This window comes from Micromonospora sp. NPDC049114, from assembly GCF_040648635.1.
Classification (GTDB): Bacteria; Actinomycetota; Actinomycetes; order Mycobacteriales; family Micromonosporaceae; genus Micromonospora.
On record NZ_JBEZEA010000012.1, the window covers coordinates 74194 to 96238 of the forward strand.

The following is a 22045-nucleotide window of genomic DNA, read 5'->3' on the forward strand; positions in this document are numbered from 1 at the left end:
GCCCGCGCCGCGTCCACCGCACCCGCGCCGCGTCGGCCGCGCCCCGACGCTGGAGGCGGCCCTGGGACCGCGGGCCTGCGCGACACGTCCGCACCCGCCGCTGGAGGCCGCGCTGATCGCGGGCCCGCACGACACCGTCCGCCCCCGCCGCTGAAGATCGCGCTGGAACATGGATGTAGTGGCATCCCGGCGTCGTCGACACCACTACTTCATGGATCGAGCACGATCTTGCGGCGCCCGGGTGGGCTCAGGTCGGCGGGACGCCCGGGTCGGGCTCAGCTCGACCGACACCGGGTCGGGCTCAGCTCGACGGGACGCCGGGTCGGGCTCAGGTCGGCCGGCGCTGGGTCGGGCTCAGCTCGACGGGGCGCCGGGTGGGATGAAGGGAAGACCGGGGGGTGCGCCGCTCTCGATGAGGCGCCAGAGGGCGTCGGTGTCCAGGTGCTCCTCGACGAGGTCGCCGAGCAGGTCGAGCGAGCCTTCCCGGGCTGCGGCGAAGCTGGTGCCCGGCGCGACCCGGAACCCGGTACGCCCTGCCAGCCGGGCGGCCTCGGTGAGGAACCAGCGACGGAATCCGTCGGACTCGAACGCCCCGTGCCAGTGCGTGCCGTGCACCGCGCCGAGCACCGCGCCCTCACCGCTGCCGTCGGCTCCGGTCAGCAGCGGAGTCAGGGCCGGGTCGGTCTGCGAGACGTACCCGTGGTGGATCTCGTAGCCGCGGACCGCCACGTCGCCGGGGCCGGTGCCTACCGACTGCCGGACGGTCTTGCGCGGATCGAAGGTGATCTCGATGGGCAGCAGACCGAGCCCGGGCACGCTGCCCTGCCGGCTCTCGACCGGGTCGTGGATCGCCCGACCGAGCATCTGGAAGCCGCCACAGAGGCCGAGCACCGGCTTGCCGGCTGCCACGTGTCTGGTCACCGCGTCGGCGAGGCCGGTCTCGCGTAGCCAGGTGAGGTCCGCGACTGTCGACTTCGAGCCGGGCAGGACGATCAGGTCGGCGGCGGCCAGTTCGGCCGGTTCGACGGTCAGACGTACGCGCACGCCCGGTTCGGTGGCGAGCGCTTCCACGTCGGTGGCGTTGCTGATCCGGGGTAGCCGGACGACTGCCACGTCCAGCCAGTCGGTGCCGTGCGGAGCGGCGGGGCGGCCGAGCACCCGGCCGTAGGCGAGCGAGTCCTCCGCGTCCAGCCAGAGGTCGAGCGACCAGGGCAGCACCCCGTACGTGGGACGGCCGGTCACCTGACGCAGCATGTCCAGCCCGGGCTGGAGCAGACCGAGGTCGCCACGGAACTTGTTGATCACGAAGCCGGCGATGAGCGCCTGGTCCGCCGGGTCGAGCAGGGCCACCGTGCCGAACATCGAGGCGAAGACGCCGCCCCGGTCGATGTCGCCGACCACGATGGCGGGCAGGTTGGCGTGCCGCGCGAGGCCCATGTTCACGTAGTCCCCGGCCCGCAGGTTGATCTCCGCCGGGCTCCCGGCGCCCTCACAGATCACCACGTCGTACGCGGCCCGCAGCTCGGTCAGCGCCGCGTACGCGGTCTCGGCGAGCCGGGGCCGCAACTGTCGGAAGGTGCCGGCGGTGATCGTGTCGACCGCCGTGCCGAGGAGAACCACCTGGCTGGCCAGGTCGCTACCGGGCTTGAGCAGAACGGGGTTGAAGCGCAGGTCCGGGGCGAGGCCGCAGGCGGCGGCCTGCATGGCCTGTGCGCGGCCGATCTCGCCGCCGCGCCCGTCCGGCCCGACCACGACGGCCGAGTTGTTCGACATGTTCTGCGCCTTGAACGGCGCCACCTTCACGCCCTGCCGGTGCAGCCATCGGCAGATGCCGGCGGTGAGCACGCTCTTGCCCGCGTCGGAGGTGGTGCCGGCGACCAGCAACCCGCCGCTCACCGCCCGCTCTCCCGCCGCACCGCGCCGCGAAACAGGCCGCGCTCCGACCCGGCCCCGCCGGACAGCAGGCCGCTCCCGGGCCTGGCTCCGACGGCCCGCAGGCTCCGACGAGCGACCGCGCCGGCCAGGCGGCCGACGGTCACCGGGTACGCGGCCGCCAGCCCGAGTGCGGCCAGGCCGACGGCGCCGGAGATGCGGGCTGCCCGCTTGAGGTGCCGCGCCTCGGGACGGGGGCCGTCGCCCAGGAACGGGCGGACCTCGGAGCGCCCGAAGTACATGTTGCGGCCACCGAGGCGGACGCCGAGCGCGCCGGCCATCGCCGCTTCGCACTGGCCGGCGTTGGGGCTCGGGTGATCGTTGCGGTCCCGTCGCCACACCCGCCAGGCCCGCTCCCGGTCGCCGTTCGCGACCGGCGCGACGGCGATGGTGAGGAGCCCGGTCAGCCGGGACGGCACCAGGTTGAGCAGGTCGTCCAGCCGGGCGGCCGGGGTGCCGAACCGCGCGTAGCGCTCCGATCGGTGCCCGACCATGGCGTCGAGGGTGTTGGCGGCGCGGTAGCCCAGCAGCCCGGGCAGGCCGGCGACCGCGCCCCAGAGCAGCGGGGCGACCACCGCGTCGGAGGTGTTCTCCGCGACCGACTCGACTGTGGCCCGGGCCAGCTCCGACTCGTCCAGCGTCGAGGGGTCCCGGCCGCAGAGGTTGCCGAGGCGCTGTCGGGCGGCGGGCAGGTCACCGTCACGAAGCGTTCGGCCCATGACGGCGGCCTCGTGTCGGAGCGTACGGCCGCCCAGCACGGTCCAGGTGCCGGCGGCGACGAGCACCGCGCGGCTCACCGGCCGGTGCCGGGTGGCCGCCGCGGCGACCGCCCCGAGCACCACGGGCCCGCCGACGGCCAGTGCCGTGAACACCGCGCCGGCCGTCCGGTCCGGTCGGTGCAGGCGACTCTCCAGAGCGCCCGCCACCTGCCCGAACCCGGCGACCGGATGCCACCGGCGAGGGTCGCCGAACAGCCTGTCCAGCGCGTAACCGGCCACCAGGCCCACCGCGTTCGCCACCGGCGCTGTCCGTCGCACGCGTACCACCCCCCGGCCGGCCAGCCTAGACGAGCACGCCGTGCGCCAGCCGCGGCCGCCGTGCTCCATCGAACCCCACTTCCGTCACGCGGGGTGACGACGCCGATCGCGTCGCCACCCCGCCCCCGTCGTGCCGCCGGCGCGTACCGTCGTCGACACCGGCCTCAGGCGGCCTGGCCGTACGGTGCAGGCGCCGGACGCGGTCCGTCACGCCGGCTGCGGAACCCGCCCCCGGCCCCGCCGGCCCCGACCGGACTGCGGAACCTCCGGCCGGCCCTCCTCGGGCACCGGCCCCAACTCGTCGTCGGGGTCGACCTCCGGGTCGGAGTCGTCCGTGCTCACCGCGAGGGCCAGCTCGTCGTCGAGGACCGCGTGCCCATCGCCGCCGCCCGGGAAGCCGTCGTCGAAAGAGTCACCATCGCCGAGGGAGACGTCGTCGAGCGCGCCGTGGCGCAGCGGACTGGTCCGCGGCGAGCCGTACTCGGGCAACTCGAAGTCGTCGTCGAGCGGGCGGTCGTCGCGCAGCACCGGCGCCTGCTCGTCGGGCACCGGTTCGGTGGGCTCGCCCTGCACGCGGCTTTCGGCGGCGGCGTCCTCGACGGTGCTGGTGGTCATGGTCGGCCGGTTGCGCAGGAAGCGGGCCCGCCCCCGGGACAGGTCGTGGCCGACGGCGACCGCCTCCAGCTCGTAGAGGGTGCGGTGGTTGCCCGCGTCGTCCGTCCAGTCGCGGGTGTAGAGCCGGCCGCACACCACCACGGGGTCGCCGACCATCACCGAGGCGGCCACGCCCTCGGCGAGCTTGCGCCAGCAGTTGACGCGGACGCGCAGTGAGTTGCCGTCGACCCACCGACCGCTGTCGCGGTCGAGCCGGCGGGCGGTGGAGGCGACCTTGAAGTTGGCCACCAGGGTGTTGCTCTGGGTCGTACGCCGCCACTCGGGCGCCGTCAGAATGTTGCCGACAATCGTGACGTACGTGTCGAACATCGTCCCTCCAGGGGGATCCGGGGTCTGCCAGCGAGTCGACTCGGCACCGAGCCTGTGCGTTCTCGTCGGCTGCCGCCAGCGCCACCACCCCGACCTGTGGATGACGAGGCCACCTGTGGACAACGCCCTGATCACACCCCCGGTGTGGTACGCCCGACCCATCTGTCCGGACACCGACGGTTCCGGAGCCGCCCGAACTGGGTATGGATTTGATCAACGCACCACCGACAAGCTCCACGTCGACGAGAGGTCAGCGCCATGATGATCACTACTTTCGGCTCCGCAACCGTCTCCGAGGTGCGGCGATGAGCGCCGTGGCGAACCCGGCGACCGTGGGCGAGTGCCTGCGGGTGGGTGCGGGGTTCTCCCAGGGCGACCGCAACTGGATCGCCGAGCAGTTCGCCACCCTCGACGCCCGGCTGGCCGGTTTCCACGCCGACGCCACCGAGCTTGAGGTTTCGGTGAAGGACCGGGAGGCCCGGGGCCAGAAGGTCACCCTGGAGTGCTGGATCGCCGGCCGTCAGAAGATCGTCACCACCTCCTCGGAGGAGGACCTGCACGCCGCCCTCAACGACGTCCGCGACGACCTGCGCCGGCGGCTCAACGACGCCAAGACCCGCCAGGAGCCCCGGCACAACAAGCACCTGCGGGACATCCCCCAGCCGCAGGGCGAGGTCGACGAGTCCGCGGACCCGGCCCGCGTCGACGCGGAAACGGCATAACCCACGCCCCGCCCCGCGATCTTGCACTTTCGGACGGCGAATCGAGGCTGTTGCCCCGTTCTGTCGGGGCAGAAAGTGCAAGATCGCGGGGAAGAGGGCGGGGGCTACCGCCGGGTAGGTCGGTCGGCGTAGCGTCGCGTTCGTGGAACCGGACGTGTTGGGGCCGCCGTACGAGCGGCAGACGATCGACCTGGGCACCGACGACGAAGGCCCCGTCGTCGCGACACTGGTCCGGCGGCGGGCCGAGCGCCCCACCGGGCGGGCGGTGCTCTACGTGCACGGCTTCGTCGACTACTTCTTCCAGACCCACCTGGCCGACTTCTTCGCCGAGCGCGGTTGGGACTTCTACGCGCTCGACCTGCGTAAATACGGTCGTAGCCTGCTCGCGCACCAGACGCCGAACTTCTGCCGCGACATCAGCGACTACTTCCCCGAGCTGGACGCCGCCGCCGAGATCATCCGCTCCGACGACGGGCACGACACCCTGCTGGTGATGGGCCACTCCACCGGCGGCCTGATCATCTCGCTCTGGGCGGACGCCCGCCGCGACACCGGCGTCGTCGACGGCCTGGTCCTCAACAGCCCCTTCTTCGACATCAACGCCCCCTGGGCGGTCCGTCGACCCCTCGCGGCCGCCGTCTCCCGGCTGGGCCGCAGGGCGCCGCACCGCATCCTGCCGTTCGGCCTGGGCACGGTGTACGGCGAGAGCCTGCACGCCGACCACCGCGGCGAGTGGACCTACGACCTGGCGTGGAAGCCGCTGGCCGGGTTCCCGGTGCGGGCCGGCTGGCTGAACGCGATCCGCACCGGTCAACGCCGGCTGCGCGCCGGCCTGGACATTCCGGTCCCGGTGCTGCTGGCCTGCTCGACCCGCTCCTTCCGGGGCACCAGATGGCACGACAACGCGACAGTGGCCGACGCCGTGCTGGACGTCGAACACATGGTGCGGTACGCGCCCCGCCTCGGCCGGCACGTCACAGTGGCCCGCTTCGACGGCGGGTTGCACGATCTCACGCTCTCCGGCCCCGCCGTACGCGCCAAGGTCTTCGACGAGGTCGGCCGCTGGGCCGAGGCGTTCCTGGCCGCCGGCCCCACCGCCCCGGCCACCGACCCCACCGCCGACGATCCCGCCGATGCACCCACGCTGCCGCAGAGCCGACGCCCGTCGACCGGTCACGCCGAGACGACGGCGATCGGCGACTGACCGACCGCCCGCACCGAAGCAACGGCGCTTCGGTGCCAGGTCGGTCGAGCCGGGTTCAGGCGTCGCCGGGCGTGGCCGGGAGGACGGCCCGGATCCGGTCGAAGGTCGCCACCGGGTGACCGCCCACACCGGGCAGCACCAGGCCCAGGCAGTACAGCGAGACGTCGCCGGTGGCGTCGGCCTGCACGACGAAGACGGGCGCACCGACGTACCCCGACGGCAGTTCCGTGGTGATCCGCACGTCGTCCCCGTCGCGGACCACGCGCTCGATCCCCACCTCCAGGGGGCGCGAGGCGTCCTCGCGTACCCCATGGGCCAGCACGAAAGCGGAACTGCCGTCGGCGCCGAGGCGGGCGACGGCCTCGGGCCCGGCGGCGATCCCCGCCGGCACCGGCTGCACGCGCCACCGCCAGCCGCCGTCGCCGGCGTACCGGTGCAGGCCACCGGTCGGCAGCACCGCGACGCCGTCGCTCGCAAAGCGCGCCCAACCGGGCACGATCTCGCCCTCCGCGATGACGTCCGGGGCGACGCCGGCCGGCTCGGTGACGCTCCCCCGCAGGCCCAGCTCCCCGCCCGCAGGGCCGACGAGGTCGGCGGCCGTCAGCAGCGCCTCCCCCACCGGGTCGTCGCCGTCCTGAAAGAAGAAGGCGGTGCCGTAGGCGTCGGCCGTCCGGTACGGCAGGATGGCGCGGCCGACGACCTGGCACAGCTCGTAGGCGACGCCGCTCTCGGCGTCGGGGTCCAGCAACACCAGCCGAGGGTACGGGCCGACGCACGGCCATTCGGCGGGAACCCGGATGCCAGGCGGGGAGGCTCCGTGAGACCCTGCTCGGCAACGTGGACGCGGGCACCCTTTTCGTCGTCGGGCAGCCGGACGGCGGTACCCTCTGGGCGCGACATCCACACCGCGCGCCCGTAGCTCAGCGGATAGAGCAGGGGACTTCTAATCCCAAGGCCGCAGGTTCGAATCCTGCCGGGCGCACCCTTACCACCACAGGTCAGCGGCTCGCCTGCGCCGATCGGGCCACAATGCATCGGGGGTTACGCTGACCCGGTGGCGAGGGACAAGTGGGCCCAGTGGCTCTTGACCCGCCGGGACGGCGACAGCGCAGGCCTGCGCGCCCGCAACGCCCTGGATCTGGCGGCGTTCCGGGACGGCGTCCTTGAGGGAGCTGGCCTGGCGGCCGACGACGTGGTCCTCGACGTGGGCTGCGGGACGGGGCTGATCGGTTTCGGCGCGCTGGATCGGCTCGGCCCGGACGGCCGAGTCATCTTCAGTGATGTCTCACCGGATGTGCTCGACGAGTGCCGGCGTACCGCCGATGGCGACGGGCGGTGCAGCTTCGTGGTCGCGTCGGCCGATGATCTCGTCGGAATCGCTGACGCCTCTGTCGACGTCGTGACCCTTCGGTCGGTGCTCATCTACTCCGAGCGCAAGGCCGCCGCCTTCGCGGAGTTCTTCCGGGTCCTGCGGTCGGGCGGACGGATCTCCCTGTTCGAGCCGATCAACGGCTTCGCGGAGCGGCTCCGGCCCGATGATCTGTTCGGCTTGGGCGACTCGCCCGTCAACGACGTGGTCGCCAAGGTCAGCGATTTCCACCGGAGCACCACTGCGGAAACCACCCGACCGATGATGGACTTCGACGAGCGGAATCTCGTCGACTGGGCGTTGGCCGCCGGCTTCGAGGCGGTGGAACTGGACTATCGCGCCCAGATCGACGTGCCCGCCGACCCGGTCGGGGACTGGGAAACACTCAAGCGCGTGGCGCCCAACCCGCTGGTCCCCACGTACGGCGAAGCGATCGCCGCCGCCCTGACCGACGACGAACGCGAGCGTCTCGACACGTACATGACCGCTCTGGCTGCGGCCGGCACACCAACGCGGCGCACGATGGCCACGGCGTTCCTTCGCGCACGGCGTCCGCACAGAACGCGCTGAGGACGCACGGCGCTGCCACCGAGAACGACGGGGTGAAATCACGAATGCAGCGGTTTCACCTTCCGATATGCGATCCGCCACCCTGCGGCGTCGCGGTACCGACTGGCTGATCTGCTCGACCCGACCAGGACGGGGCGCTGACGCGGAACGGCCGAAACCCACGCTGATAGCGTCGTCGCGTGTCGATGTTCCGGACTCCGCAGGTGATCCTCTTCAGCGAGGACGTCCCTCGCGCCGCCGAGTTCTACGCCGGCCTCGGTTTCACCGAGACCTTCCGGGTGCCGACCGAGGGCGAGCCGATCCACATCGACCTGGCGCTCGACGGCTACAAGATCGGTATCGCCTCGGTGGCCTCCACGCGTGATGACCACGGACTCGACCCCGTGCCGCACGGTCAGCGGGCCGCGGTGATCCTCTGGACCGACGACACCGTTGGCGCGTACGCGGCCCTCACGGCGAACGGCGCCCCCGCCCTGGCCGCACCGCACCGGTGGCTCGACCGCCTGCTCATCGCCTGGACGGCCGACCCGGACGGCAACCCGATCCAGATCGTCCAGCAGCTCTGACGACTTCAATCGTCTGCGGCGAAAGGCGTAGCGCCTACTCGTAGAAGCATCCGGCGCGCAGGGCGTCCGCGAGGAGTTGCCAGGTCGGTTGCGCCGGGAGAGGTTGGCCGGCACGCTTCTGCAGGCGGCTTCGGTCCTGGAGGTACGCGGCGCACGCCTCCAGGTAGCGGTCTGTGGTCATGTTCTCGACCGTGTCCGGATCGCGAGCGACATCGTCATCTATCCACCGCAGCCAGGTAACCAGGTCGTCCAGGCTGTCGACCCGCTTCAGCGGGCGGTTGTCGTCCTCGGTCATTGCCGCCCCTCCTGCATGCCGCCACCACCATCCGCGATGTCCTTCTCGTGACAACGCCGCAGGTTCGAATCCTGCCGGGCGCACCCGAGCCATCCTGCTGCCCGTGGTCTTGGTGGGTTCGGACGATGGGCCGTTCAGGTCACGTCCGGCGAGCGACGTGGTCTTCAGCGCGGGGCGGCAGCGTCGACTCGGTCAGTCGGCACACTGGCGTAGCCCGCGTGTACGTTCTCCCGGTCGCCCCACAGATGGTGACGTGTCAGCCGATCGGGAGGCTTTCGTGGGTGTGCTGTACGACTACTTCCGCGCTTCTGACGACGAGGCCGTCGCGAAGCTGATGGCCGTCACCGACGGCGGCCCGGTGGTGTGCGAGGGAGATTCTTCCGTCGAGGATGCGGTGGACGGCAAGGGGATCGATCCGCCCGTCGTCCTCGGCCAGGTCGTCTCGTTCGCCCTCGACGTGCCGTGGGAGCCCAACCTTGTCGGGGAGCGGCTTATCTGGCCGGACGGTGCTGCCGAGGACCGTGAGTACGAAGGACCGTGGGTCGTCGCGTTGAGCGATCGCACCCGGGACGTGCTTGCGGAGATCCCGGATGACCGCTTGCCGAGCCTGGCCGAGCAGTGGTCACGCATCGAGGAGCTGTCCCACTACAGCGACACGGGACCGGAGGTCATGCTGTCGCGCTTGCGGGAGTTCGTTGGACTGGCCCGACGAGCAAGCACGAACGGGGAGCACATCTACTGCTGGATCTGCCTGTAGCAACGGCCGACAGGCGACGTCGACCACCCCGACTCCTGGTGACGTCGACTGTTGCGCGTGCGATGGACGATGGCCGGATGACCAGACGACGGCGTCAGTCGCCGCCACCCGCTCCGACCGGTCTGCGTCCGCGCACGCGCGTGCTGCTGACCGCGCTGCCCATGCTGCTGCTAGGTGTGGGCCTCGTTGTCGGCGCGGTCGCCTACCGCTGGCGCGTGTCGTCGGAGGCGGACCGTCTGCGGGCCGAGGGCGTTCGGGTCACGGCCTACGTCTCCGATCGGGCCGGGGGCCAGGGACGGGGCAGCGGTGTCGACCGGATCGAGGTCTCCTACCTCTACGAGTCGAGGTCGTACAGCACCTGGATCCCCTGCGCTGGCGAGACCGGCTGCCGCCGGACTCCCGGCCCGACGATGGACGTGTGGGTGGACCCGGACGCACCTGGCACGTTCGTGGCGGCAAACGGGCACACCGATGGCTCGCTGTCGTTCCTGATGTCCTGGACGATCCCTCCCGTCGGGCTCCTCCTCGCCGCCGTCGGCACCATCCTGCTGGTGCTTGTCGTCCGCACGAGGGACGAACAGTGGCGGTAAGGCCGGCTCAGCCCCACCGGAAGCCGGTGCCGACCCGTCGCGCCGGTGCCATATGCTGCGCGCGTCCACACGGGGGCCACGGGGAGAATCACATGCGACGGTACGGCAGGGCAGCGCTCGCGGCTGCGTTCCTCACTGTGGCGCTGGCGGGCTGCGGCACGCCTGCCGGCACGGACGGTGACCTGTCCGACGACTGGCGACCGATGGCTGCGGCGCAGCAGTTCACCCCGAAGGCCGACGAGTGCCACGTGATCGACGAGGCCACGTCGTACCTGAGCAGCTACTCCCCCGTCAACTGCGTCCAGACCCACAAGGTGGAGACCTTCTACGTCGGCACCTTCACCGGAGCTCTGGCCGCCCGGACCGCGCCGCCCAAGACGGAGTCGGCGTCGATGCGGTCGACCTTTGCCGACTGTGACAGCCGCGCCAAGAAGTTCGTGGGCGGCGAATGGCGCGATGCCCGACTATCGGTGCAGGTCGCGCCGACGTCGCCAGCCGCCTGGGCGGGTGGCGCGCGCTGGTACCGGTGCGACATCTTCGAGTTGGACGAGATCAACGGCCCGAACGGCGAGAGCGATGCGGCGATCCAGCGGTCCGGCTCGCTACGCAACGCCCTGGCCAGCAGTTCCCCGCTGCACTACGGGTGCATGAACGAGGACAAGTGGGGGATGCTGCGTCCGGTCGCGTGCACTGCCGGGCATCAGTTCGAGTACGCCGGCGCCTGGACCGCGCCGGATCGCTCCTGGGCGGACGCGACCCGGGACGAGGCCTCCATCCACTCGGCCTGCCGGACGGTCATCGCCCAGTACGCGAAGGTGCCCGTGGACAGCAACCTGCAATACCGCACCGGGACCTCGTACCGCTTCCCGAACCGCCTGCTGTGGGAACGCGGTGATCGTGGCGTGCGCTGCTACTACTGGTCCGGCGGCCCCATGATCAAGCGTTCGATCGCTGGCGGCGGCACGAAGGCGCTGCCGATCCGCTGAGGCGGGTCAGATCGGTCCCAGCAGCGCCGCCAACGCGGCGTCACCCTGCCCGAGTTGCGTTCCACCGGGTGAGGCCACGACCAGGAAGCGTCGGCAGGCGTCGAGCTCGACGTACCACTCGGGCCCACCCCCGTCCAGGGACCGGAGCACCGCGAAGCGGGACGCCGGGGTGGCACAGTCGGCCGCCGGTCGAGTCGTGGCCAGCGCTTGGAGCGCCTTCGCCTGCCGCTGCGGTGGCAGCGGCCCGCCGTACACGAAGTCACCTGCCGGTTTGCCGCCGCCGCGCTCGGACGGGGGCACCTCGTAGACGCAGAGGCGCAGCGGCCCGGCCTTCGGACTCGCGCCGGGCACGACACGTCCGGGATGTCCGAGGTGGGTCTCCACCCACACCATGTCGGACCACCGCTGCTCGCAGCCGGCGGTCTCGGCCGCCGACGATTCGACAAGCCCGACCGTGCGGGTGTCGACAGTGGTCAGGCGCAGCCCGTCCAACGCCGCACGCACCTCCGGGCGCGGCTTGCCGCAGACGTCCGTCGGCAGGTACGGCCGCAGCCAGCGGCCCCGGTCGTCGAGCAGCGCCAGCCAGGGTGGGATGAGCAGGTCGAGGGTGCAGGCGATCTCCCCTCGACCGCGGCCCTGGTCGGGCAGGCGCAACGCGGCCAGCAGCGCTGCGATCTCGTCGGCGCGGCGCTCGGTGGCCACCTGCTCCCGGCCGCCACCGGCCCGTGGCCGGACCTCGCGGCCGCAGAGCACCGCGGCGACCGGAACGAACGCGGGGTCGATCCGCCCGATCGTCGGCTCGGTCCCGGCGGGCGTCGGCGCCGCGGGCCCGTCCGACCCCGGCGGTACGGGCAGCACGACGCCGGCCTGCGGCGCGACCTCGGCGCAGGAGGTCCACTTCCCGACGATCTCGGCCGGACCGGGATCGTTGGGCGTGTTGGCCGGGCCCGCGCAGCCGCTCAGTACCAGGCCGCACAGCCCCATTCCGAGCAGCGCCGCCGCAAGTGTCGTTCCGCCCGAGCGCATCCGGCTCACCACCTCTCGCCAGGAGATGAGACGGTGGGTGCCGCTTCCCGGTTCCGGCCGTCGAGACGGCCGGCGCGATGCTCACCCCGACTGGCGAGTCCGACCCCTGCGGGAACGCGTGCCGGTCCTGCCGCGTCGCATGGGAATGGATGCGAAGACCCTCGCCCGGATGGCCACTCTCGCCGTTGCGCCGCTGCTGGCCGCGGCAGGCTGCGCAGGGTTCGCCACGTCAACGAACCCGCCTCCCCCGGTATCGCGCGGCGCAACGCCAGGGTCCGTGGTCTCGCACCCGCCTCCCAGCGCGACACCAGCCGCCATCCGCCTCGTCGACGAGGACTCGGCCGACCTGCACCTGTGGGTGAGCAATCAGTCGTTCGAAGACGACCGGGTCACCGTCGTGGTCAGCATCGACGGCACCCGGCTCGTCGATCAGCCCTTCGACGTGCAGGGCCAGCACAACTGGATCCTGTTCCCCATCAAGCTCCCGCCGGGCAGCCACGAGGTGACCGCCACCTCGCCGACGGGCGCCGAGACACACCAGCGGCTCACCGTGCCCGAGAAGGGACGCCGGTACGCCGTGCTCAGCTACTGGACCGAGCCGGGCCGAGACAATCGTCAGCTGAGTTGGTCAGTCCAGTCCCACCCGGTCGCCTTCCAGTAGACGATCCAGCCGCTGGCCAAGGGTGATGTCGCCGACGCCGGGCGGCGCCGCCGGTCGGACCACCTCGCCCGTCGGCATGATGGCCCGATGGCACATCTGGGACTGGTCTCGGTACTGGTACGCGAGTACGACGAGGCGATCGACTTCTACGTGGGCGGCCTCGGCTTCGAGCTGGTGGAGGACACGGCCCGCCCGGACGGCTCGCGCTGGGTGGTGGTGCGGCCCGCGGGGGCTCGGGAGACGGCGTTGCTGCTGGCCCGGCCGAGCAGCGCCGAGCAGCAGGCCCGGGTGGGTGACCAGACCGGCGGCCGGGTCGGCCTGTTCCTGCACACCGAGGACTTCGCCCGGGACCACGCCCGGATGGTCGCGGCCGGGGTGCGGTTCCTGGAGGAGCCCCGGCACGAGGCGTACGGTTCGGTGGCGGTATTCGTCGACCTGTACGGCAATCGGTGGGACCTGATCCAGCCTCGCAGCGCAGAGTGACGACAAGGCGACACCATGCGTACGGTGGGTGAACGCTCACCGTACGCCATGCTATTCTCCGATGTCGATCTCTGCAGCGCGGACCCGGACCGGGTCGTTGTCGGAAGGACAGCTCCCGATGCCGGCGACTGCCGCCCCGACCGTGCCACCGCCCGTCCTGGACAGTCCGGCCGGCGGGGCGTTCAGCCTCATCTTCACCACGCTGCCGGCGCTGCTGCGGCTGACGTGCGGGCTGGTCGGCGCCGCGGTGGCGCTGTCGGTGCGTACCCCGCCGGTCGATGAGGCCCTGCTGTGGCCCGGCGTGGCCGCGCTCACCGGATGGTCGCTCTGGTATGCCGGCCGCGCGCTGCGCCACGGGATCACCCCGGCACTGGTCGCCGGTGACGTCGGGATCACCGCGCTGGCCTGCCTGCTCATCCCTCGCCTGGTGGCGCCCGAGGTGCTGCCCGGCGAGGGCAGTTGGATCGCGGTGCTCGCCAGCACCACGGTGATCAACGCGCAGGCCACCGCCCCGGCCCGCTGGTCGGTCCCGGCCGGGCTGCTGGTCACCGCGACGTACGTGGTCGGCGCGCAGGCGGCCGGCAACCCCGCCGAGTCCCGGGCGCACGCCGCCACCCTGCTGGTGCAGACGGCCTGCACGGCGATGATGACGGGGGTGATGCGCCGCCGGATCGGGCGGGCCGACCGGGCGTTCGCCGAGCACCAGCGGTTGACCCGGGAGGCGTTGGTCGCCCGCGCCGCCCGCGAGGCGGAGCGCCAGCAGAATCGGGACCTGCACGACACAGTGCTCGGTACGCTCACCATGGTGGGGCTCGGCGCGGTGGCTGGGCCGTCGGCCGCGTTCCGCGATCGCTGTGCCACCGACCTGCGTACTCTCGTCGCGTTGACCGACCTGGGTCCGGCGCCCGGCGACGGCCCGGTCCCCCTCGACGCTCGGTTGCGGACGGTGCCCGACCGGCTGCCCGAACTGTCGGTGGGCCTGGAGCTGGCCTCCTGCGCGGTGCCCGCCGGGGTGGCCGACGCGATCACCGAGAGCGCCTACGCGGCACTGTCCAACGTGGTCCGGCACGCGCCGGGCGCGCAGGCCACCCTGCGGCTGACCCGCGACGCGGTCGCCGTCGTGGTCGAGGTGGTCGACGACGGCCCCGGGTTCGACCCGGGCACCGTCCCGGCGCACCGGTACGGGCTGCGGGAGTCGATCCGCGGGCGGATGGCTGCGGTCGGCGGGCGGGCCGAGGTGCGCTCCGCGCCCGGTGCGGGCACCCGGATCCGACTGGAGTGGCCCGGTGTCGGCTGACCTCGGCGCCTCGGCGGAGCGCATCCGCACCCGCAAGGTACGCGTTCCGGGGCCGCCCGGCCCGGCCGACGGGTCCACGCCGCCCGAGCCCGCGGTGCTCGCCGCGCCGGCCGCGGTGGCGCACGCCTCCGACCGGGGGGCCCGGATCGTCGCCGTCGCCATCGCGCTGGCCTGGCATGTCGCGATCGGACTTCCGGCGGTGCTGGCGATGCGGACGCAGTTCACCGCGCCGACGGTGGTGCTCGGCGGTTGGATCCTGGTCGCCGTGACCGGCGCGGTGGCCGGCGTCCGGCTGCTGCGGGGAGCGCCGCTGCCGCCCTGGCCGCTCGCCGGGCTGCTGCTCGCCGTCGACGCGGCCGTCTTCGCGGCGGTCGGCGAACGGCAGCTCTTCGCCGCCGCGAACTGGGTGTGGGGCACGCTCGGCTGGTTCTTCGTGCTGGCGCTGTGGGGTCGGCGGGTCAGCGGTCTGGTCGCGCTGCTGACCACGCACGCGCTGATCGCGCTCGCCGCCGTCATCGTGCACGGCCCCGGCGCGGCCGACCTGGCCCGCTACACCATGTACGTCTACGGCACCTTCTCGCTGCCGGTGGCGGTCTTCGTCGGCAGCGCGGTGATCGTCGGCCTGGCCCGGGAGCGGGCCGCCGCAGCTGCCGCGATGCACACGCTCGCCGCCGAGCGGGCGGCCGCCGAGCGGAGCCGGCAGGAACGCCGGGACCGGCTCGCCCTGGTCGGCGCGGCGGCCGGACGGGTGCTCGGCGAGCTGGCCGCCGGTGAGGTCGACCCGGACGACCCGGAGGCGCAGCGCCGTTGCGTGCTGGCCGCGGCCCGGCTGCGTCGCCTGATCGCCGAGTCCGACGACGTGCCCGACCCGTTGCTGCACGAGCTGCGGGCCGCCGCCGACCTGGCCGAACGCAACGGACTGCCGATCGACCTGATCGCCATCGGCACCCCACCGCCGCTGCCGGTCCAGATCCGCCGCCGGCTGGCCGACCCGCTCACCGGCCTGCTCGCCGACGCCCGGGGGTGGGCGCGTCTGACCGTGGTGTCCGGCCCCGACGAGGTGGTGGTCAGTCTGGTCACGCCGGACCGGGAGGGACCGGACGCGACCGGCCCTCCACCCGGGGAGCACGACGACGGGCCGGTGCAGCACCTCTACGAACGGGACGGGGACATCAGATGGGCGCAGACCCGGTGGTTGGGGTGACCGGTGACCGGCTGGTCGGGGTGGCGATCGTCGACGACCACCCGGTGGTCGTCGAGGGGGTGCGCGCCTGGCTCGCCAGCGAGCCGCGACTGACCGTGCTGGCCACCGGGGACGACCCGGACGAGGTGCTGCGCGCGGCACCGGACGCCGACGTCGTCCTGCTCGACCTGCGGCTGCACGGCCGGATGGCGCTGGACAAGCTGGCCGAGTTGAGCGCCACCGGGCGACGGGTGGTGGTCTACTCGGAGCACACCGACCCGGGGACGATGCTCGCCGCGCTGGACGCCGGAGCCGTTGCCTTCCTGGCCAAGCACGAAGGTCGGGAGCACTGCGTGGCGACCGTGTTGGCGGCGGCGAGCGACCGCCCGTACGTGCCACCGGCGCTGGCCGGCGCGATGGTCGGCGATCCGAGGCCGGACCGGCCGATGCTGTCCGACAAGGAGCGTGAGGCGCTGCTGCTGTGGTTCCAGTCGATGTCCAAGGCGTCGGTGGCCCGTCGCATGCGGATCAGCGAGCACACGGTGAAGCAGTATGTGGACCGTGCGCGGATCAAGTACACCCGGGCGGGGCGGCCGGCAGCCACAAAGGCGGCGCTGCTCGCCCGTGCGATCGAGGACGGGCTCGTCCGCCCGGAGGAGATCGGCATCTACCGGTCACAGGCGACGCACGACCGGCCGACCCCCTAACGGGCGTCATGACAGTGGCCGGCGGATCGGCGAGGCTCAACCCACAGCCAGCTGACCGGGAGGTCGTGACGATGCACGCCGACGCGTCCCCCTTTTTCATCGGCCCACACCGGTTCGACGCGCCGGACGACGATGTGGGCCCGACCCTCGACCGGCGTTACGACATGCGCCCGCTGCCCGGCGAGAAGGTGCTCGGCAGACACCGGCTGCTCGTCGCGGGCTACCTGCTCGGGCCGACCGAGACACGACGCGGCTGGCAGCTTCCGGGGCCGGTCTCGGTGACCGTCACCGACCAGCGGATCTGCTGGGTGGGCACCGGCTCGCAGCTGTCCCTGGTCGCCGACGACGCGCCGCGGCCCCGGCCGGCGGGGCGGCTGACCGGGCTGATGACCGGCCAGATCCGCTGGCAGTGGCCGTCCCGGCTGGAGCTTCCCCCCACCGATCCGGCACAGCTGATGATCGTCTGCGACGCGTTGCGGACCATTCAGCAGCCGGCGCTGGCCCTCGGCGGGTCACCTGGTGAAATCATCGCCCTGGCCCGGCAGGTGCGCCGGGCGGTGGCCATGTTCCGGCTCACCCGCCCGCAACTCGTGGACCTCTCCGCGCAGGAGCGCGACGTTCTGCTGCTGCGGGCCGGTCCCGCGCTGCCCGCCGGGGAAACCCGGATCACCCTGCCCGGCTCGCTGCCGGTGGAGTTCCGCTCCCGCGACGACTACTACCGCTCGGGACCGGAGCCGACCTCCTGGGACGGTTTCGCAGGCGGCGCGGCGTCCGGGCGTTGGTGAGGCCGCGCCGCGCGACAGGTCTGATCGTTCTCAGACGCTCGGGGTGCGCTCCTCGCCGACGGCGTCCAGCGTGGCGGCCTCCTCCGGCGTCGGCGCGGTGCCACCGAGGTGCGCCGGGAGCCACCAGCTGTCCTCCGGGCCGGCCGGCGCGTCCGGGTAGTCGCGCTGGGCCCGCTCGACGAGCGCGCTCAACCGGGTGGTCAGCTCGGCGGCCAGCAGGTTCGGGTCCGGGAAGTCCGCCGGCTGGATCGGCTCGCCGATCAGGATGGTGATGGGCGTGTGCCGACGGGTGAGGGTGCGGGGCCGGCCCTTGGTCCAGAGCCGCTGGGTGCCCCAGAGCGCGACCGGCAGCACCGGCACCTTCGCCGAACGGGCCATCCGGACGGTGCCGCTCTTGAGCTCCTTGACCGTGAACGACCGGCTGATCGTGGCCTCCGGGAAGACGCCCACCACCTCGCCGCGCTTGAGCGCGGCGACTGCCGAGCGGAACGAGGCGGCACCGGCCTCCCGGTCCACCGGGATGTGGCGCATGCCGCGCATCAGCGGGCCGGAGATCCGGTGCGTGAAGACCGACTGCTTGGCCATGAACCGCACCAGCCGACCCGACGCGTTGGCACCCAGCCCGGCGAAGATGAAGTCGAGGTAGCTGACGTGGTTGCTGGCCAACACCGCCCCGCCGGTGCGGGGTACGTGGTGGGCGCCCTCGATGGTGATCTTCAGGTCGAGGACCCGGAACATCGTCTTGGCGGCGGCGATAACGGGCGGGTACACGAGCTCCGGCATCCGCAGAATCTACCCTGCCCGGCTGGGGATCGCCTGGGTGGCGGCCCGGCGGCGACGCGGGTGGCGCCCCGCCGCCGGTACGCCGGCAATGCCTCAGTCGGCGAGACTGTTCAGATCGAGCCGACCCCGGGCGAAGGCGTCCACCCGACCCCAGCGGCCCGGGATGTCCAGCACCTCGATCCGGCCCATCCCGACCGGCAACCGCGGTTCCACCGCCAGGTGCCCCTCGTGCGGTTCGAGGCCGAGCATGGTGCGCAGCAACAGCAGGGGCGTGCCCGTCGACCAGGCCTGCGGGCTGCACGCCGTCGGATACTCCACCGGGAACTTCGTCAGCTCCCGCGGGTAGCCGCCGAACGCCTCAGGTAGCCGCCCGTCGAAGTAGGTGGCCGCGTCCAGGATGCCGTTGGCGAGGGTGGCGGCCTCCTCGGCGAAGCCGTACCGGCGCAGGCCCCAGGCGATGAAGGAGTTGTCGAACGGCCAGATCGTGCCGTTGTGGTAGCCGATCGGGTTGTACCGCGTCTCCCCCTCGGCGAGGGTCCGCACCCCCCAGCCGGAGAACAGTCGCGGCCCGACCAGGTGCGCCGCCAGCTTCTCCGCGCGCTCGGGCAGGACGATCCCGCTCCAGAGCAGGTGGCCGATGTTGGAGCTGAGAACGTCGCACTGACGGCCGTCCGGGTCGAGGGCCAGGGCGTAGTACTCGCCATCGGCAACCCACCAGTCCCGGTTGAACCGCTCCTTCAGCTCCGCCGCCTCCCGCTCCAACTGGTCCGCGAACTCCGGGTCACCCCAGAACTCGCGGGCCATCCGCGCCGCGCGGACCTTCGCGTCGTACGCGTAGCCCTGCACCTCGCAGGTCGCCCGCGGGAAGGGCGGCAGGGTGCCGTCGGAGTAGGAGATCGAGTCCCAGGAGTCCTTCCAGCACTGGTTCTCCAGGCCGGTCTCGGTGTTGCGCCGCTCGTACCAGATGTAGCCGTTGCCGACCAGGTCGGCATAGCTGTCGATCCACTTCAGCGCGGCCCGGGACTCCTGCTCCAACTCCTTGACCAGCGCGACGTCCCCGGTCCACCGCTCGTACTCGTCGAGCAGCACGACGAACAGCGGCGTGGCGTCCACCGACCCGTAGTACGGCGAGTGCGGCTGCTCCTCGAACGCGGCGGTCTCGCCGTAGCGCATCTCATGCAGAATCCGCCCCGGGTCCTCGTCCCGGAAGTCGTCGAACCGGCTGCCCTGCAGCGACGCCAGGATGCGCAGGGTCGTCTTCGACAACTGCGGGGTGAACGGCAGCGTCTGCAGGCAGGTGAGGATGCTGTCCCGGCCGAACATGGTCATGAACCAGGGCAGGCCGGCGGCGGGCAGCGTGGCGCCACCGAGCGAGAGGGGCGAGAAGCGCAGCGCCGCCAGGTCGATCAGGCTGCGCCGGTACGTGCTGGCCACCCGGCCGTGCTCGCTGTTGACCTTCGGGGCGTCCGCGATCCACTGCTCCAGGTCATGTTGCAGGGCCAGCCGCTCACCGCCGTGCACCCGCAGCCCCATCCGCAGGTCCCGGTCGCCGGGCCCGACCGCGCGCGTCTGCACGTCGATCGCCGCCTCCCACTGCTCGTTCGGCTCCAGGTGCACGGTGTACGCGAAGCCCTGACTGTCGTACCGGGCCGCCATCGACGAGGAAATGATCGTCTCGCGCCGGAAGTTGCCCCGGCGGTAGCCCAGACGCAGTTTGTCGGCCTCGACCTCGGTGTAGATCTCGCCCTTCTTGTTCAGGATCTCGTCCTTGACCTGGAACAGGTCAGCGAAGTCGGACGCCGCGTCCATCCGTATTTCCAGGTCGACAGCCTTCTCGTCGTGGTTCAGGATGGTGAGCTGCTCCCGGAAGCTGCCGCCGACCGCACGCTCCCGGATGATCGACAACTTCGCGTCGACGTAGTGCGTGGCCATTCCCGGCACCAGGAAGAACCGCGACTCGAAGTACTGCAGGTCGTCGTACGACAGCGAGTTGAGTCGTTCACCGTTCACGCTCAGGACCCACGTGGACAGGAACCGGGTGTCGATGGAGAAGAGGCCGGTCGGCTCACTCGGTGTCGCCTCGATGTCACCGGTGTCCTCGCAGACGACGAACGTGTTGCCGTCCAGGATCCGGATCGTGTTGCTCTGGCCCATCAGCGCACCTCCCCCGCGAAACGGCGACGCGGCCCACGGGCGTCCGGCGACCCGGGGAAGATCCGCTCCACCAGTACCACCAGCCGAGCGTCGCCGGACACCGTCATGTCCCCGCGCAACAGGGCGGCCAGGCCGTGCTCACGGCCGGCCGCGATCTCGTCGAACAGCATTGGGCTGGCGCCGATCACCGTGTCGGCCTCCCGGTCCTCCTGACTGACGTTGAGTCGCCCGTGGTCGATCGCGAGCAGCCAGTGCCGGGTCTGCGCCCCCTCGTGCAGGTCGATCCGCAGTGTCCCGGAGGTCTTCGCCAGCAGAGGCTCGTACCCCCGCCGGTCCAGGTCCTCAAAGAACCTCGTGGTCGCGTCCACCATCGGGTCACTCCTCCCAGTTGGCCGGGCCCGGGATCCCACCCGGCGCGCTCGCGTCGCGCGCACGGCCGGCGTTGCACGTCCCCGCACGGGTCCCCGAGCCGCGCACGCCCAACCTCGCCCACATCGGGTGACCCCACCCCCACCCACCACCCCCCGCCCCGCCCGGCCCCGCCCCGCCCCGTTCCGGTGATCAAGAGGTTTGCGTCACCGCTTCCGGCGTGTCGTGACGCGAACCTCTTGATCACCGAGGCAAGGCGAGGTGGGGCAGGGCCGGGCGGGGCGCCGAGGGCGGGGTGGGGGCACGGCGACGCCGGCCCTCCCCCGAAGGGAGAGGGCCGGCGCGTTGGCTGCGGGTCGTCAGTTGTTCGGATCGTCCGCGCTGATGTCGGCCAGCACCGACTGCGGTTCGCGCTCGACCGCGAGGTCGCCCATCGAGACGAGGCCGACCAGGCGCCCGTCGTCGATCACCGGCAGCCGGCGTACGGCGTACGTGCGCATCAGGTCCGCGGCGGACACCGCGTCGTCGTACTGGCTCACGGTGATCACGTCGCGGCTGGTGATCTCGTTCAGCCGGGTCAAGCCCGGGTCCATGTTCTCCGCGACACCACGGACCGTGATGTCCCGGTCCGTGACGATACCGACGACACTGTCGCCATCGGTCACCACCACGTCACCTATCGCGCTGTCGCGCATCTCCTGCGCGGCGGCGATGAGCGTGTCGTTGCCGTCCATCGTCACCAACCGGGTCGTCATGAACTCTCCGACCGTTGTCATGGTGCTCCCCTCTCGGTGTCGGCACGCCCCGTCTACCCGCCGCCCGGGAGGGGGTAACGCCGCCGGCGGTGCGGTGCGGGCCGCCATCCGCGTGGGGCGGCGGGAAGAAACCCCGCGACACCGCCTGATCGACAACCGTCGTGACGCCGGGCGAGTTAATGGCACAGACCCCACCAACTCGCCGAGGGCGGCACCGCCTAGCGTGGTGGGGTGCTGGCGGGCGAGCGGGAGCTGAGGGACCTCGTCGGCGGCAACGCCTGGCTGACCCGGGCGCTGACCGTGGTCCGCGACTCCGGCCTGCCGGACGCCTGGATCGGCGCGGGCGCCCTCCGCGACCTGGTGTGGGGCGATCGGTACGGCGACGGGTTCGACCCGGCGACGGTCCGCGACGTGGACGTGGTCTTCTTCGACCCGACGAGACTGTCCCGCGACGACGACCGCCGGGCCACCGCCCGACTCGCCGCGGCGTGGGCAGTGCCGCCGTGGGAGGCACGCAACCAGGCGGCGGTGCACACCTGGTACGCGTCGAAGTTCGGCGGCAATCCGATCGCCCCGTACCGCAGCGTCGCCGAGGCGGTGGCCACCTGGCCGGAGTACGCGACAGCCGTGGCCGTGCGGCTACGCCCGAGCGGTGGGCTGGAGGTGTGCGCCCCGTACGGCTTGGCGGATCTGCTGGGCGGAGTGTGGCGGCACAACCCGGCCCGGGTCGGCGTCCCGCTGTCCCGGCAGCGACTGGCTCGCCACCGGCCCGCGCAACGCTGGCCCGGCGTGACAGTGATCGAGCCCGGCTGAGCCGGGCGGGGGCGGTC

At 72.3% G+C, this 22045-nt stretch carries 24 protein-coding genes and 1 tRNA gene; 15 read left to right on the top strand and 10 right to left on the bottom strand.

Going from position 1 to position 22045, the window contains the following annotated elements; genetic code table 11:
- Positions 1–354: 354 nt before the first annotated feature.
- The 3 genes from AB0B39_RS26855 to AB0B39_RS26865 form a co-directional block, all read right to left on the bottom strand.
- On the bottom strand, positions 355–1896 hold the full coding sequence (locus AB0B39_RS26855; RefSeq protein ID WP_357575713.1) for a cobyric acid synthase: 1542 nt from the start codon (positions 1894–1896) through the stop codon (positions 355–357).
- Positions 1893–2969 carry a cobalamin biosynthesis protein gene (locus tag AB0B39_RS26860; protein WP_357575714.1) on the bottom strand — a complete coding sequence of 359 codons (1077 nt, stop codon included), beginning with the start codon at positions 2967–2969 and terminating at the stop codon, positions 1893–1895. The genes AB0B39_RS26855 and AB0B39_RS26860 overlap by 4 nt, the downstream gene beginning before the upstream one ends.
- A gap of 207 nt (positions 2970–3176) precedes the next feature.
- Positions 3177–3953 carry a single-stranded DNA-binding protein gene (locus AB0B39_RS26865; protein ID WP_357575715.1) on the bottom strand — a complete coding sequence of 259 codons (777 nt, stop codon included), beginning with the start codon at positions 3951–3953 and terminating at the stop codon, positions 3177–3179.
- Positions 3954–4258: 305 nt separating this feature from the next.
- Here AB0B39_RS26865 and AB0B39_RS26870 point away from each other — a divergent pair, with 305 nt between their 5' ends.
- Entirely contained in the window at positions 4259–4675 is a 417-nt protein-coding gene (locus AB0B39_RS26870) for an HPF/RaiA family ribosome-associated protein (protein ID WP_357496157.1), read from the top strand.
- Between the two features lie 142 nt (positions 4676–4817).
- Positions 4818–5879 carry an alpha/beta hydrolase gene (locus AB0B39_RS26875; RefSeq protein WP_357575716.1) on the top strand — a complete coding sequence of 354 codons (1062 nt, stop codon included), beginning with the start codon at positions 4818–4820 and terminating at the stop codon, positions 5877–5879.
- A 55-nt stretch (positions 5880–5934) separates the two neighbouring features.
- On the opposite strand, the gene AB0B39_RS26880 is transcribed toward AB0B39_RS26875, so the two are convergent.
- A complete protein-coding gene (locus AB0B39_RS26880) occupies positions 5935–6630 on the bottom strand; it encodes a hypothetical protein (protein WP_357575717.1) in 696 nt (231 codons plus the stop codon).
- Between the two features lie 158 nt (positions 6631–6788).
- Here AB0B39_RS26880 and AB0B39_RS26885 point away from each other — a divergent pair.
- From AB0B39_RS26885 to AB0B39_RS26895, 3 genes are all read left to right on the top strand, one after another.
- Positions 6789–6861, top strand: a tRNA-Arg gene (locus AB0B39_RS26885).
- A gap of 210 nt (positions 6862–7071) precedes the next feature.
- Entirely contained in the window at positions 7072–7818 is a 747-nt protein-coding gene (locus AB0B39_RS26890; protein ID WP_357575718.1) for a class I SAM-dependent methyltransferase, read from the top strand.
- A 185-nt stretch (positions 7819–8003) separates the two neighbouring features.
- Positions 8004–8384 (top strand): VOC family protein, encoded by a 381-nt coding sequence (locus tag AB0B39_RS26895; protein ID WP_357575746.1) that lies wholly within the window; start codon positions 8004–8006, stop codon positions 8382–8384.
- 34 nt (positions 8385–8418) lie between these two features.
- Here the strand turns inward: AB0B39_RS26895 and AB0B39_RS26900 are convergent, their stop codons facing one another.
- Positions 8419–8679 carry a hypothetical protein gene (locus AB0B39_RS26900; protein WP_357575719.1) on the bottom strand — a complete coding sequence of 87 codons (261 nt, stop codon included), beginning with the start codon at positions 8677–8679 and terminating at the stop codon, positions 8419–8421.
- Positions 8680–8956: 277 nt separating this feature from the next.
- On the opposite strand from AB0B39_RS26900, the gene AB0B39_RS26905 reads away from it, so the two are divergent.
- The 3 genes from AB0B39_RS26905 (at position 8957) to AB0B39_RS26915 (ending at position 11012) form a co-directional block, all read left to right on the top strand.
- Positions 8957–9436, top strand: a complete 480-nt coding sequence (locus AB0B39_RS26905) for a hypothetical protein (RefSeq protein WP_357496144.1) — start codon at positions 8957–8959, stop codon at positions 9434–9436.
- A 77-nt stretch (positions 9437–9513) separates the two neighbouring features.
- Entirely contained in the window at positions 9514–10026 is a 513-nt protein-coding gene (locus tag AB0B39_RS26910; RefSeq protein WP_357575720.1) for a DUF3592 domain-containing protein, read from the top strand.
- Between the two features lie 92 nt (positions 10027–10118).
- The gene (locus AB0B39_RS26915) at positions 10119–11012 is read left to right on the top strand and encodes a septum formation family protein (protein ID WP_357575721.1); all 894 of its coding nucleotides are present in this window, start codon (positions 10119–10121) and stop codon (positions 11010–11012) included.
- A gap of 6 nt (positions 11013–11018) precedes the next feature.
- On the opposite strand, the gene AB0B39_RS26920 is transcribed toward AB0B39_RS26915, so the two are convergent.
- Positions 11019–12038 carry a hypothetical protein gene (locus AB0B39_RS26920; protein ID WP_357575722.1) on the bottom strand — a complete coding sequence of 340 codons (1020 nt, stop codon included), beginning with the start codon at positions 12036–12038 and terminating at the stop codon, positions 11019–11021.
- Positions 12039–12315: 277 nt separating this feature from the next.
- Here AB0B39_RS26920 and AB0B39_RS26925 point away from each other — a divergent pair, with 277 nt between their 5' ends.
- From AB0B39_RS26925 to AB0B39_RS26950, 6 genes are all read left to right on the top strand, one after another.
- Positions 12316–12699 carry a hypothetical protein gene (locus AB0B39_RS26925; RefSeq protein ID WP_357575723.1) on the top strand — a complete coding sequence of 128 codons (384 nt, stop codon included), beginning with the start codon at positions 12316–12318 and terminating at the stop codon, positions 12697–12699.
- An 87-nt stretch (positions 12700–12786) separates the two neighbouring features.
- Positions 12787–13182, top strand: coding sequence for a VOC family protein (locus tag AB0B39_RS26930; RefSeq protein WP_357496135.1), 396 nt, complete (start codon positions 12787–12789; stop codon positions 13180–13182).
- Positions 13183–13300: 118 nt separating this feature from the next.
- A complete protein-coding gene (locus AB0B39_RS26935; protein ID WP_357496133.1) occupies positions 13301–14479 on the top strand; it encodes an ATP-binding protein in 1179 nt (392 codons plus the stop codon).
- Positions 14480–14573: 94 nt separating this feature from the next.
- Positions 14574–15683: a hypothetical protein gene (locus AB0B39_RS26940; protein WP_357575747.1), complete on the top strand. Its 1110-nt coding sequence runs from the start codon at positions 14574–14576 to the stop codon at positions 15681–15683.
- Positions 15656–16369, top strand: a complete 714-nt coding sequence (locus AB0B39_RS26945) for a response regulator transcription factor (RefSeq protein ID WP_234582114.1) — start codon at positions 15656–15658, stop codon at positions 16367–16369. Before AB0B39_RS26940 ends, AB0B39_RS26945 begins: the two co-directional genes overlap by 28 nt.
- A gap of 71 nt (positions 16370–16440) precedes the next feature.
- Positions 16441–17154 (top strand): hypothetical protein, encoded by a 714-nt coding sequence (locus AB0B39_RS26950; RefSeq protein ID WP_234582113.1) that lies wholly within the window; start codon positions 16441–16443, stop codon positions 17152–17154.
- A 30-nt stretch (positions 17155–17184) separates the two neighbouring features.
- On the opposite strand, the gene AB0B39_RS26955 is transcribed toward AB0B39_RS26950, so the two are convergent.
- From AB0B39_RS26955 to AB0B39_RS26970, 4 genes are all read right to left on the bottom strand, one after another.
- The gene (locus AB0B39_RS26955; protein ID WP_357496130.1) at positions 17185–17937 is read right to left on the bottom strand and encodes a lysophospholipid acyltransferase family protein; all 753 of its coding nucleotides are present in this window, start codon (positions 17935–17937) and stop codon (positions 17185–17187) included.
- 93 nt (positions 17938–18030) lie between these two features.
- Entirely contained in the window at positions 18031–20091 is a 2061-nt protein-coding gene (locus AB0B39_RS26960) for a glycogen debranching N-terminal domain-containing protein (RefSeq protein WP_357496128.1), read from the bottom strand.
- Positions 20091–20462 carry an SCP2 sterol-binding domain-containing protein gene (locus AB0B39_RS26965; protein WP_234582110.1) on the bottom strand — a complete coding sequence of 124 codons (372 nt, stop codon included), beginning with the start codon at positions 20460–20462 and terminating at the stop codon, positions 20091–20093. The genes AB0B39_RS26960 and AB0B39_RS26965 overlap by 1 nt, the downstream gene beginning before the upstream one ends.
- Before the next feature lie 357 nt (positions 20463–20819).
- Positions 20820–21236: a CBS domain-containing protein gene (locus AB0B39_RS26970; RefSeq protein ID WP_357575724.1), complete on the bottom strand. Its 417-nt coding sequence runs from the start codon at positions 21234–21236 to the stop codon at positions 20820–20822.
- A 210-nt stretch (positions 21237–21446) separates the two neighbouring features.
- On the opposite strand from AB0B39_RS26970, the gene AB0B39_RS26975 reads away from it, so the two are divergent.
- Entirely contained in the window at positions 21447–22028 is a 582-nt protein-coding gene (locus AB0B39_RS26975; protein WP_357575725.1) for a nucleotidyltransferase family protein, read from the top strand.
- Positions 22029–22045: the final 17 nt, after the last annotated feature.